The organism is Variovorax sp. WDL1 (assembly GCF_001541225.1).
Classification (GTDB): domain Bacteria; phylum Pseudomonadota; class Gammaproteobacteria; order Burkholderiales; family Burkholderiaceae_C; genus Variovorax.
Genome location: NZ_LMTS01000276.1, coordinates 1 through 12,523, shown reverse-complemented (window position 1 = coordinate 12,523; position 12,523 = coordinate 1). Strand labels below are relative to the sequence as shown.

11 protein-coding genes are annotated in these 12,523 nt (G+C 62.7%); 4 read left to right on the top strand and 7 right to left on the bottom strand.

All coding sequences use genetic code 11. The features are described 5' to 3' along the window. A partial coding sequence (locus APY03_RS33920; protein WP_232324513.1) for a heavy metal translocating P-type ATPase occupies positions 1-2,386 on the bottom strand: 2,386 nt, incomplete at its 3' end. A gap of 212 nt (positions 2,387-2,598) precedes the next feature. Between APY03_RS33920 and cadR the strand changes: the two genes are divergently transcribed. The 3 genes from cadR to APY03_RS33905 all read left to right on the top strand — a co-directional run bounded on the left by cadR (position 2,599) and on the right by APY03_RS33905 (position 6,227). Then, positions 2,599-3,042, top strand: a complete 444-nt coding sequence (gene cadR / locus APY03_RS33915; protein WP_068684269.1) for a Cd(II)/Pb(II)-responsive transcriptional regulator — start codon at positions 2,599-2,601, stop codon at positions 3,040-3,042. Positions 3,043-3,192: 150 nt separating this feature from the next. After that, complete coding sequence (locus tag APY03_RS33910) at positions 3,193-5,118, top strand: FTR1 family protein (protein ID WP_068684268.1); 1,926 nt, start codon at positions 3,193-3,195, stop codon at positions 5,116-5,118. 257 nt (positions 5,119-5,375) lie between these two features. Then, positions 5,376-6,227 carry a hypothetical protein gene (locus APY03_RS33905; protein WP_068684266.1) on the top strand — a complete coding sequence of 284 codons (852 nt, stop codon included), beginning with the start codon at positions 5,376-5,378 and terminating at the stop codon, positions 6,225-6,227. Positions 6,228-6,278: 51 nt separating this feature from the next. Here APY03_RS33905 and APY03_RS33900 read toward each other — a convergent pair whose 3' ends face one another. The 3 genes from APY03_RS33900 to APY03_RS33890 are packed head-to-tail and all read right to left on the bottom strand — an operon-like array spanning position 6,279 to position 7,484. Next, complete coding sequence (locus APY03_RS33900) at positions 6,279-6,716, bottom strand: DUF6691 family protein (protein ID WP_068684264.1); 438 nt, start codon at positions 6,714-6,716, stop codon at positions 6,279-6,281. Between the two features lie 10 nt (positions 6,717-6,726). Continuing rightward, positions 6,727-7,161: a YeeE/YedE family protein gene (locus APY03_RS33895; RefSeq protein WP_068684262.1), complete on the bottom strand. Its 435-nt coding sequence runs from the start codon at positions 7,159-7,161 to the stop codon at positions 6,727-6,729. Then, positions 7,161-7,484, bottom strand: a complete 324-nt coding sequence (locus tag APY03_RS33890) for an ArsR/SmtB family transcription factor (RefSeq protein ID WP_068684260.1) — start codon at positions 7,482-7,484, stop codon at positions 7,161-7,163. The genes APY03_RS33895 and APY03_RS33890 overlap by 1 nt, the downstream gene beginning before the upstream one ends. A gap of 89 nt (positions 7,485-7,573) precedes the next feature. On the opposite strand from APY03_RS33890, the gene APY03_RS33885 reads away from it, so the two are divergent. Beyond that, positions 7,574-8,485 carry an MBL fold metallo-hydrolase gene (locus tag APY03_RS33885; RefSeq protein ID WP_068684273.1) on the top strand — a complete coding sequence of 304 codons (912 nt, stop codon included), beginning with the start codon at positions 7,574-7,576 and terminating at the stop codon, positions 8,483-8,485. Positions 8,486-8,640: 155 nt separating this feature from the next. On the opposite strand, the gene APY03_RS33880 is transcribed toward APY03_RS33885, so the two are convergent. From APY03_RS33880 to APY03_RS33870, 3 genes are all read right to left on the bottom strand, one after another. Further along, positions 8,641-8,991: a copper-binding protein gene (locus APY03_RS33880; RefSeq protein ID WP_068684258.1), complete on the bottom strand. Its 351-nt coding sequence runs from the start codon at positions 8,989-8,991 to the stop codon at positions 8,641-8,643. After that, the gene (locus APY03_RS33875; RefSeq protein ID WP_083944751.1) at positions 8,988-12,197 is read right to left on the bottom strand and encodes an efflux RND transporter permease subunit; all 3,210 of its coding nucleotides are present in this window, start codon (positions 12,195-12,197) and stop codon (positions 8,988-8,990) included. The genes APY03_RS33880 and APY03_RS33875 overlap by 4 nt, the downstream gene beginning before the upstream one ends. Beyond that, on the bottom strand, positions 12,194-12,523 hold a 330-nt coding region (locus tag APY03_RS33870), incomplete at its 5' end, for a copper-binding protein (RefSeq protein WP_198161352.1). The genes APY03_RS33870 and APY03_RS33875, both read right to left, overlap by 4 nt.

Genomic DNA, 12,523 nt, shown 5'->3' with positions numbered 1-12,523 from the left:
GAAATACCACCTTGATGCCTAACGCGAAGGAAATGTTCTGCCACAGCACCGCCTTGGTCGCCCTGGACAGTTTCACGAACTCAGCAAGCTTGCGAGGATCGTCGTCCATCAGCGCCACGTCCGCCGTCTCAATCGCTGTATCTGCGCCGGCAGCGCCCATCGCAAAGCCGATGTTCGCCTTCGCAAGCGCTGGAGCGTCGTTGATGCCATCTCCGACCATGCCAACCACCGCGCCGCCGACGGCAAATTCTTCAATCGCCTTGAGCTTCTCCTCAGGCAACAGCTCGCTCCTCACATCGGTGATGCCGACCTGACGCGCGATGGCTTCAGCGGTGTGTCGGTTGTCCCCCGTCAACATGACAGGACGGATGCCGAGTTGCTTCAGCTGTGCGACAGCATCTCGGCTCTCCGGGCGTACCGCGTCTGCGACAGCGAAGATAGCTAGAGCCCTCGTGCCTTCGGTGAGCACAACTGCTGTTTTGCCTTCCTGTTCAAGAGCGTCCAGCTTCGACTCAAGCTCGGGCGAGCAGGCGTTTGACTCCTCAACCAACCGATGATTTCCTAGCCGGTAGAGTAGGCCATCCATGGTCCCTTCCACGCCTCGGCCTCGCAGTGCAGAAAAACCCGCCACTTCCGGGCGGTCCTCCGAATCCTTCAGACCCTCGGCTACGGCCCGCGAAACCGGGTGGTCGCTGCGGGCCGCAAGGGCGGCAGCCAGGGCCGACAATGCTGGTTGTGCCCCATCAAGGACGATGACGTCCGTCATCACGGGCCGTCCCTGCGTCAGAGTTCCTGTCTTGTCCAAGGCGAGAACTTGCAGCCGATGGCCTTGCTCAAGGAATATGCCGCCCTTGATGAGGATGCCTCGGCGCGCAGCAGCTGTCAGACCTGAGACCACCGTGACCGGCGTTGAAATGACCAATGCGCACGGGCAAGCAACGACAAGGAGAACAAGTGCTCGGTAGACCCATGTGAACCACTCGGCTCCCATGGCTAGTGGGGGGATGACCGCGATGGCAATCGCAGCGGCGAAGACAGCGGGCGTGTAGTAGCGCGAGAAGGTGTCAACAAAGCGCTGCGTGGGGGCGCGCGTACCTTGGGCCTCCTGGACCGCATGAGCTATTCGAGCAAGTGTCGAATTGCTTGCCGCTGCGGTCACCCGATACTCAAGCTCTCCGTCCTGATTGATGGTGCCCGCGTAGACAGTGTCGCCGGAGGCCTTGTCCACTGGAACACTTTCTCCAGTGATGGGCGATTGGTCAACTGCGGATGTCCCGGCGGTCACGCTTCCGTCCAGGGCGATGCGCTCGCCGGGTCGAGCTCGTACCGTCGCGCCCACTGCAACTTGCGCGGCTGGCACTTCCTGCCAGCCCGACGGCGTGCTGACCGTCGCCGTCTCCGGCGCCATCGACATGAGCCCTTCGACCGCTCGCCGCGCACGGTCGAGGGAGCGCGCTTCAATCATTTCCGCGATGGCAAAGAGGACCATCACCATCGCCGCTTCCGGCCACTGCCCCAGGATGGCTGCACCTGTTACAGCGACTGACATCAGCGCGTTGATGTTGAGGTTCAGATGGCGAACCGCAATCCATCCCTTGCGATACGTGTCAATGCCGCTCACAGCGATTGCGGCCAGTGCCAGGCCTATGGTGCCGACCGCGCTGTCCCCAAATTTGAGCGCCACCAATTCGGATGCCAAGGCCAAAGCGCCGCCGATGGCGAGCTTCCAGTAGGCAGCACGCGGACTCTGGGGTGCGGCCGGTTTGGCAGGCGCGTCTTGCCGTTCCGGCAGGCCGCCCATGCCCACCTCGTTCAGGGCTGCAAGCACGTCGTCCAGCCTGCCGGCCGCATGGCTGACGGTCAGTCTGCGCTGCAGCAGGTTGAACGTCAGGTCATGAACCCAGTCTTCTTTGCCCAGGCGTTGCCGGATAAGGGCTTCTTCGGTTGGGCAGTCCATCTTTTCGATGAGGATGGTGCTGGTGTCCGTACCTGGTTGGGCGACTGGCTTGTCGGCGACGCCTCGCATGCCGATTTCGTCCAGCGCCTTGAGCACCTCGGGAAGCTTCCCCGGCGCATGCACCACGGTCAGCTTGCGCTGCATCAGATTGAACGACAGTTCGCGCACCGAATCGTCGCCCCCGAGCCGCTTCCGTATGAGTGCTTCCTCCGTAGGGCAGTCCATCTGCTCGATGAGGATGGTGTTGCGCTCGTCCTTGGAACTGAGGGCAGGACTCGGTTCTGGTAGCCGCACTTCCATGCCGGAGCGCTGCGCAGCACCCAGCAAGTCGGCCGTCGTCATCGAGTCATGTTCAACCCGGACGTTTCTGCGCATGAAATCTGGCGTGACGTCGTGGACGCCAGTGAGCCGGCGGAGTTGTTTTTCCACGAGGCCGAACTCCGTCGGGCAGCACATCTCGGGCACGTTGAATACCGTTGTGGCGCGCTCCAAGACGGCTGCGCCGGCGGCAACGCCGCTGGTTGACCCGCAACTTTTCGAACTACAACCTGTCGACCCACATTCATCTGCCATAGTGAACTCCTAGCTTGCCCCCATTTGAAAGCCTATAGTAGGTAGAGAGTCAAGCAGAAGGAAGGCACATGAAAATTGGAGAACTGGCTGCCCGGGCCGGCTGCCAAGTGCAGACCATACGTTTTTACGAGGGCGAAGGGCTAATGCAGCCCCCTGAGCGGGGCGCAAACAACTATCGAACGTATGACGAGGCGCACGAAAAGCGTCTGCGTTTCATCTTGAGGTGCCGCTCGCTCGACATGGCGCATTCTGAAATCCGTATCCTGCTCGCGCTCCAAGACGACCCCGGTCGCCCGTGCGACGAGGTAAACGCACTCCTGGAGGAGCATGTTCGCCACGTGCAGACGCGGATTTCCGAGCTCAACTTGCTCAAGCGTCAGATTCAGGAAATCCGAAGCGCTTGCGCTGGCGGCGGGTGCATCGGGGAGTGCGGCGCGCTTGAGTCGCTGCGGCAGACGACCGGCGAGAATCATTCCGCTTCGAGAGGACATGTCAAAGGCGTACACGCCTGAAGCTTTCGCCAGGCGCACATTGTCGGATTGGAAACCCTCTAGCCTCTAGAAGGTCAACCGATACGTGTGAGTAGCCCTTCAGTCCACTCGGCGCGCCGAGAACCGCTGAACTCGCAACTAGAATCATTCCTATTTGCGTTGGATTTGGTGATGCTCGGCTTCCTAAAACTGCTTCCTCGAGCCGCCGTATTTGCCGCGCTGCTCCTGCTTGCCATGGTCGCAAGCGCCGCCGAATCTGATGTGCGCAGCATCTGGCAAATCCTTGACTATTTGGCCGTCGACTACCGGGGAGCGGTCAAGGAAGGTGTTGTTCTCAGCGCTTCTGAGTTCGAGGAGATGCGCGAGTTTGCCAAGGCCAGCCAAACGAAGCTTGCTGCATTGGACCCTCATCCTGAACAGCCCGCTTTGGTGGCAGAGGCGGGGGCGCTCGCGGCTGCCATCGATGCACGAGAAGACCCTGCGCGTGTGGCAACGCTCGCCAAATCTTTGGGCAATCACCTTCTTGCCGTTTACCCGGTCTCGTCCTCACCGAGCGCTCCGCCAAACGTGGCTGCCGCAGCCACCATTTACCAAGCGCAATGTGCCGCGTGTCATGGTGCCTCCGGCAATGGAGATGGACCGCTGGGGATGCGCTTGGAGCCGCGACCTGTCGCCTTCACCGACCAGGCTCGTGCTCGTGAGCGCAGCGTTTTCGCCCTGTACCAAGTCATCAGCCAAGGCATCGAGGGCACGCCGATGGTCAGCTTCGCGTCCCTTCCAGAGGCGGACCGCTGGGCCTTGGCGTTTTACATCGGGCAGTTCGCTCACAAGCAAGAAGATGTCACGGCCGGCGAAGCGGTCTGGAAAGACAACGCAGCCGTACGTGCGCAGCTCACGAACCTGGATGGCTTAGCCCGGACGACCGAGGGCGACCTCGCGAAGGAGGTTGGGGTGGAACCCGCTGCTGCCGCGATGGCATATCTTCACGCGCATCCCGAGGCCGTTGTTCAGAAGCGTCCCCTGACATTCGACATTGCTCGCCAGCGGCTCGCTCAGAGCGAAGAGGCGTACGACAAAAAGGATTTCAAGCGTGCGGCGGACCTTGCGCTTTCGGCGTACCTGGACGGTGTCGAGCCGCTCGAGCCCACGCTTGCCACGCGCGACAAAGCCTTGCTTGGCCGAATTGAGACCTCCATGAGCCAGTTCCGCTCGCTTCTTGCGAGCAGGGCGTCCTCGCAGGAGCTCAAAGCGCAGACCTTGCGGATTCATGCCTTGTTCAAGGAGGCCGACAGCCTCTTGTCGACAGCCGCCGATGACTCCACTTCGGCGTTCTTGGGAAGCTTCACGATTCTTCTTCGCGAAGGCCTTGAGGCGTTGCTGGTCGTGGTGGCAATGGTCGCATTTCTTCGCAAGGCGGAGAGACCCGACATGCTTCGGTACGTGCATGCGGGCTGGGTGGGAGCACTGGCTCTCGGTGCAGTCACCTGGGCCGTCGCGACGTACATCGTCAACGTGAGCGGAGCGAGCCGTGAAGTGACCGAAGGTCTCTCTTCGCTCTTCGCAGCGGCGGTGCTGCTGAGCGTCGGCATGTGGATGCATCAGAAGAGCATGGCCGGCAAGTGGCAGCAGTACATCCACGAGAAACTGTCAGCAGCGCTCAATCGAAAGTCGGCATTCTTCATGTTCAGCCTTTCGTTCATCGCCGTGTACCGCGAGGTCTTCGAGACCATCCTCTTCTACGCGGCGCTTTGGGAGCAAGGTAGCCACGCGGCCGTTCTGGGGGGATTGTTAGCCGGCCTGGTGGTACTGCTTGCAGTGGCGTTCGCGCTCCTGAAATTCAGTGCTCGCCTTCCCATCGGCAAGTTCTTCTCGTGGAGTTCCATGTTGGTCGCTGTGCTGGCGGTCGTGCTGACCGGCAAGGGCGTCGCGGCGCTCCAAGAGGCAGGATGGATTGGCGCACTCGCCATCAACACGCCGCGCATCGATTTCCTGGGCGTCTTCCCGTCCGCACAGGGTCTGGGTGCACAACTTGTGGTCGCCGCCATCATCATTCTTGGTTTCGCCATGAACGCTCGAGGCGCTAGGCGGACGTCCTAGCTCTTCCTGCCCGGGAACCTGTACCCGCGGCCGACGCCGTTATAGGCCTGAGCGGTCGAAGGCCGGAATGTCCAGTGTTGGCCCGCCTTTGACCTGCGTCAAATCCCGACGCAGGTTGCGGCGTATCTTCACCTTAGCAACTGGCTGAGGTGCTCCCCTGAATGGCGTAGCCGACCAGATGCATGTTCGGCCGGAATGACCGCGCTTTTTTGTGTTTGACCGCGCTGTCAACCTGACCATGGAGAGGAGTCATTGCCATGACGATGTTGCGAAGAGCGGCACTTGCCGCGTTGCTCACTGGCCTCATGAGCGCAGGAGCGGCAGTTTTCGCCCAGGCGCCGGCGCAGGCTCCAGACGCGACGTCCGCGCCGACCGACGCGCAAGTGCGCGAACTGCAGCAGCAAGTTGAGACGTTGCAAAAGCAGTTGGACCAGCTCAAGGCCTCGCCCGATGCGGCCGCCCGCCAGCAACTGATGCAGCAACACTGGCAGAGCATGCAAGGCTACATGGGACAGATGCACGACCGGTGGGGTATGGGCTATCCGTGGATGATGGGACATCCGTGGTCGATGATGGGGCCCGGGATGATGGGGGGAGGTGCATCGTGGCCCACGCCCCAGGGCGTAACGCCCGACCAATACAGCCAGCAGATGCGCGACTACACGCAGCGGATGCAAGAGCAGATGAACAAGATTGCGCAGACCACCGACCCGCAGGAGCGCCAACGCCTCATGCAGGAGCAATGGCGAGAGATGTATCAGGGCATGCAGACCATGCGCGGCAGGGGATGGATGTGGGGCGGCGGCATGATGATGGGCCCGGGAATGATGGGTGGGGGGATGATGGGGGGTGGGATGATGGGGGGTGGCCCGCCGCCGAGTTCGAGCCCACTGCCGGACGCAAGGTCTGCGGGCGCCAAGCTGGTGTCAACCTATTGCGTTCAGTGCCACGCAGCACCGGCACCCTCGCTGCATACCGCCAAGGAGTGGTCCAGCGTGACCCAGCGCATGCACATCCACATGGACAGCCGCTGGCAGAGCATCAACACGCCGACCGAACAGGAGATGAGTTCAATCGTCGCTTACATGCAGAAGCACGCTCGGCAATAGTCGCGACGACAGCGCCGCGAGCCAGGTCACCATCCTCGTCATCTGCCGACCTCAGGCAGCCTGCGGCGCCGGCGCGCGCTGGCGGTGCTCGAAGTACTCGAATGCGCCCATGCCCACCAGCATCGCGGCCACGAAGACGAGCGCCTTGGCTTCGCCCATCCCGAGGGCAACGAGGGCTGGGCCGGGGCAAAAGCCGGCGACGCCCCAGCCAACGCCGAAGAGCACGCTGCCGAGGACCAGGCGGCGGTCGATGTAGCGCGCTGAAGGCAGTCGCATCTCGGCGCCGAGGAAGGACAGTGCTCGACGCTTGGCGACCGCGAAGGCGACCGCACCCACCGCGATGGCTCCCGCCATGACGAAGGCCAGGGACGGGTCCCAGTCGCCGGCGAGGTCCAGGAAGCCGAGCACCTTGGCCGGGTTGGCCATGCCGGACACGATGAGGCCCAGACCGAAGACCAGGCCGGCTAGCAGCGAAGCGAGAGCAATCATGGAGGGCTCCTCAGATACCGAGTAGATGACGCGTCACGAACACCGTGGCGAAGCCGGCGCCCATAAAGGCGGCCGTGGCGACGAGCGAGCGGGGTGACAGGCGGGAGAGGCCGCAGACGCCGTGACCGCTGGTGCATCCGGAGCCGTAACGCGTGCCGATGCCCACGAGCAGCCCCGCCAGAATCAGCGCGCCGTACCCGGCGTCAATTTGTGGCTTGGGCAGCGCCGCGAACAGCAGGTGGACCAGCGGCGCACCGACCAGCCCCACGACAAAGGCAATGCGCCAGACGCTGTCGCCACTGACCGGGGTTAGCAGACCGCCGAGGACCCCGCTGATTCCAGCGATGCGCCCATTGAGCAGCACGAACATTGCCGCGGCGATACCGATGAGCACCCCACCGGCCAGTGCGGCGAGCGGCGTGAAGTGGTTCCAATCGAGGGACATCATGCTTCCTTTGGACAGTAGAGCCGGTAGAGAAGCGAGAAGAATTCGAGCATCGACGGGTCGGCCACGCTGTAGAAGATGCTCTTGCCCTCGCGGCGCGTCTGGACCACGCCTTCGTTGCGCAGAACGCCCAGCTGCTGTGAAAGGGTCGGCTGGTGGATGCCCAGCGTCTGCTCGAGGTCGCTGACGCACATCTCGCCTTGCGAGAGCTGGCACAGCAGGAGCAGGCGGTCTTCGTTGGCCAGCACCTTGAGGGCGCCGACCGCCTTGCCAGCGGCGCTGCGCAGGGCCTCGGGGTCGATGACGGGGGAAAGGTGCTTCATGGTGAAGGTAAAACAGTATCGATTTCCATATTATGTGGAGATATATAATATCTGTCAATGGAATGAATGCTGCGCTCACGGAGGACTCCATGACGACCCGCACGACGACCCAAGGCTTCTTCGACCCTCATACCTGGACGGTTTCCTACGTCGTCTGGGACCATGCGACGGAACGTGCTGCGGTCATCGACCCGGTGCTGGACTTCGACTTCAAGTCGGGGCACACCAGCACGGTCTCGGCCGACCGGCTGCTGGCCTACGTCCGGGACAAGGGCCTGCAGGTCGACTGGATTCTGGAAACCCACGCGCACGCTGAGCACCTGTCCGGCGCACGCTACGTTCAGGCGCAGGTCGGCGGTCGCATCGCAATCGGCGAGAACATCCGCACGGTGCAGGCGACCTTCAAGAAGCTCTACAACCTGGAGCGCAGCTTCCTGCCGGACGGGAGCCAGTTCGACCATCTTTTTAAGGACGGCGAGGTCTTCAGGATTGGCGAGGTCGAGGCCACTGCGATGCTGGTCCCGGGCCACACCCCGGCCGACATGGCCTATCTAGTGGGCGACTCCGTCTTCGTCGGCGACACGCTCTTCATGCCCGACGTCGGCAGCGCACGCGCGGACATTCCCGGGGGCGATGCACACCAGCTCTACGCCTCGATGCGCAGACTGCTGGACCTGCCGCCCGAGACCACGATGTACGTCTGTGACGACTACCCGCCTGCCTCTCGACACGTTCGGTGGCAGACCACCGTCGCCGAGCAGCGAGCCCACAATATCCATGTGCGCGACGGCATCAGCGAGGACGCCTTCGTCGCCATGCGCACGGCCCGCGACGCGACCCTCGAGGTGCCGACACTTATTCTTCCGTCAATTCAGGTGAATGTGCGGGCTGGGCAGCTTCCGCCCCCGGACGACAACGGCGTCGCGTACCTTCGGATTCCGCTGAACGCGCTTCCTGTTTACCGTCACCTTGACGCCAAGGACCCGTCCTCCGCTACGTGACGACAGACGACGCGAGTCATTCAACTTTGTCGAAAACACGGAATCGACGCTCCGACGTACTCGAATTCTGAGTACGCGGCGTCGAACGTGCGTTCGACATACTGCGCGGCAAACCGCAGCCCGAACCGCGCCCGTGCGCTTCTAGCGGCCTTCCCCTACTGCACGACCTCGATGTGAGTGATGGTCGGCTTTCCCTTGACTATCTCGGCGTTGAACCGCACCTTGTCGCCAGCCTTGAGCTTCTCCAGCGTGCTTGGGGCGGAAACGTTGAAGGCCATGGTCATCGCGGGCATGCCAAGGTTGAGAAGGTCACCGTGCTTGAGCACAATTTCGCCGTGCTCTTTATCCACCCGCCTCACTTCGCCCTCTGTCAGAGGCAGCGTGGAGGTCGGTTCGCCTTTTGAAGCCACGGTGGGCGCGGTCATCGCGCCGGGCCTCGTTTGGGCATGAGCGACCGTCAATGCGAGGAAAGGCAAGGCGATGAGAATGCTTCGGAACTTTTTCATGAGTGGGTCCTTTCTGTGTTGGGGGATATGAGCGGGGGAAAACCGGCTGACTCGAATGGCGCGCCATCGTCTTGGGTTCGGTGTGTGGCCGTTCGGCATCGATTGACCAGATACCAGGCCGCCGGAATGACGAGCAGGCTGAGCAAAGGCGCCGTCACCATGCCCCCCACCATGGGGGCGGCAATTCGAGTCATCACTTCGGAGCCTGTTCCGCTTCCCCACATGATGGGCAGCAAGCCCGCCATGACCACCGCCACCGTCATCGCCTTTGGGCGAACGCGCAGAACTGCACCCTCGCGAATGGCCGCAAGCAAGGTCTCGTCGTTCATCGGCGCTCCAGCTTCGATACGCCGCGCAAGGGAGTTCTTCAAGTAGATGAGCATCACGACGCCGAACTCGGCAGCGACACCGGCGAGTGCGATGAAACCGACCACGGTGGCGACCGAGATGGAGTGACCTAACGTCCAGACCAGCCAGAAGCCGCCGATGAGAGAGAACGGGACCGCCGCCATGACCAGTGCTGCATCTGCAACAGACCTGAACAGCACGTAGAGAAGGACAAAGATGACGGCCAAGGTGGCGGGCACGACGAGCTTGAGCCGTTCGGTCGCTCGCTCAAGGTATTCGAACTGCCCCGACCATGAGACGGCGTAGCCGGCGGGCATGGTGACCGACTTGGCCACTGCCGCCTGCATGTCGTTAACCACCGACCTCAGGTCCCGGCCTCGGACATCCACGTACACCCACCCGGAGAGGCGCGCGTTCTCGCTGCGCAGCATCGGCGGGCCTTCCTCGATGGTCACCTTTGCCACGTCCTGCAGGAGCAGTTGCGCCCCCTTGTCGGTCACGAAGGGCAGTTCCCTCAAGCGCTGCAGCGAGTCGCGAATCTCTCGCGGATACCTGACGTTGATGGGATAGCGTTCCCGCCCCTGGATGACCTCGCCAACATTGTCGCCGCCGACCGCAGTCGAGACGATGGATTGAACGTCGGCCACTGACAGTCCGTAGCGTGCGGCCGCGAGGCGGTCCACGTCGACGTCGATGTACCGGCCGCCGGTCAGACGCTCGGCCAGTGCCGAGGACACTCCGGGGATGCCTTTGACGGTTGCTTCAACCTGAGTTGTCAGCTTGTCGATGGTGCCCAAGTCGGCACCAGCCACCTTGATGCCCACGGGGCTCTTAATGCCAGTCGCCAGCATGTCGATGCGGTTGCGGATGGGTGGCACCCAGACGTTGGTCAGGCCCGGCACCTTGACCGCGCGGTCGAGCTCTTCAACGAGCTTGTCGGGCGTCATCCCCACCCGCCACAGTTCGCGCGGCTTGAACTGGATGGTGGTCTCGAACATCTCGAGTGGAGCCGGGTCGGTAGCGGTGTCGGCACGACCGGCCTTGCCGAAGACCCGCGCAACCTCCGGCACCGTCTTGATGAGCCGGTCCGTCTGCTGAAGAAGTTCGGCCGCCTTGGAAATCGACAGCCCAGGGAGAGCGGATGGCATGTAGAGCAGGTCACCTTCGTCCATGGGTGGCATGAACTCGCCGCCAAGGCGCATGACGGGGATGGCTGTCAGCGCCATCAGCACCGCGGCGACCACCAACGTGGCCTTGGGAAAGCGGAGCACTGTCTCCAGCGCAGGGCGATAAATCGCCACCAGGAAGCGATTGACGGGGTTCGCCGCCTCGTGGGGGATGCGTCCACGGATGAGGTAGCCCATCAGCACAGGGACCAGGGTCACGGACAGGCCGGCAGCCGCAGCCATCGCGTAGGTCTTCGTAAACGCCAGCGGCGAGAAGAGCCGCCCCTCTTGTGCTTCCAGGGTGAACACGGGCACGAAGGACAGCGCGATGATGAGGAGCGAGAAGAACAGGGCCGGCCCGACCTCGATGGACGCCGCGCTGACCAACTCCCATCGTTCCGGAGATGTCGGGCTCCGCCCGTGCTTCGCCTCGAACGCCTCCAGGTGCTTGTGGGCGTTCTCCACCATCACGATGGCTGCGTCGACCATGGCGCCGATGCTGATGGCGATGCCCCCGAGCGACATGATGTTGGCGTTGACGCCTTGCCACTGCATGACGATGAACGCGGTCAGCACGCCAATCGGAAGCGCGACCACCGCCACCAATGCCGAGCGGAGATGAAACAAGAAGATGGCGCATACGAGCGCCACGACAGCGAACTCTTCCAGCAGCTTGAATCGCAGGTTGTCGACAGCGCGGTCGATGAGCAACGACCGGTCATAGGTCGGAACAATTTCGACGCCTTCGGGCAGGCTCGACTTGAGCGTCTTGAGCTTCACCTTGACGGCCTGGATGGTCGTCCGTGCGTTCTTTCCCGAGCGCATGACCACGACGCCACCCGCGACTTCCCCTTCGCCGTCGAGCTCGGCGATACCGCGGCGCATTTCGGGCCCTACCTGTATCGTGGCCACGTCGCGCAGGAGAACTGGGGTCGCGCCCGAGACCGCGAGCGGAATGGCGCGAAAGTCATCCAGCGATTTCAGGTAGCCGCGCGAGCGCACCATGTACTCCGCTTCTGCAAGCTCCACGACCGAGCCGCCCGAAGCCTGGTTCGCCTTCTGCAAGGCCGCGACAACCATCGCGTGGGTCACGCCAAGGCCCCGCATGCGGTCAGGGTCGAGCACGACCTGGTACTGCCGCACCATGCCGCCGATGCTCGCGACCTCGGCGACATCGGGGATGGTCTTCAGCTCGAACTTCAGGAACCAGTCGTTCAGGGCACGAAGCTGCCCGATGTCCTGTTTGCCCGACCGGTCCACTAGGGTGTACTCGTAGACCCATCCAACGCCGGTTGCATCGGGCCCCAGGGATGCGTTGGCGCCCGCAGGCAACTTGCTCTGCACCTGATTGAGGTATTCCACGACCCGCGAGCGGGCCCAGTACGGGTCCGTCTTGTCGTCGAAGAGCACGTAGACGAAGGAATCCCCAAAGAACGAGTAGCCGCGCACTGTCTTGGCGCCCGGCACACTCAGCATCGTGGTCGTGAGTGGATAGGTCACGAGGTCTTCCACCACCTGTGGTGCCTTGCCGGGAAAAGGCGTTCGGATGATGACCTGCACGTCCGAGAGGTCGGGCAGCGCGTCCACAGGGATGCGGGCGACTGACCAGACGCCGGCCGCCACCAGGAACAACGTGGCGATGAGCACCAGGAATCGGTTGCCGACCGACCATCGGATGAGCCCGGCAATCATTGCTTGGCGCCTGGTTGAACGCGCTGCACCGTGAGCAGCTCATAGCCCATGGGGCCGCCCTCCTTGAATTCGAATCGCACGGTGTCGCCTGGCTTGACCTCGGCAAAGGCGTTGGCATCCGGCTTCGAGAAGCCCATCGTCATGGACGGCCACTTGAGAGATGGGACGGGGCCATGCGAAATCGTGATGCTGTCGGGTTCGACGCTCTCGACCTTGCCTTCGGCCATATGAGTCCCCGATGACTTTGCTGCTGGCGGCGAGGCAGTCTGTGCCGGAGGCGCTGCGGGGGGTCTCCTCGTTTTCAGTGCAATAAGTGACGGTACGAA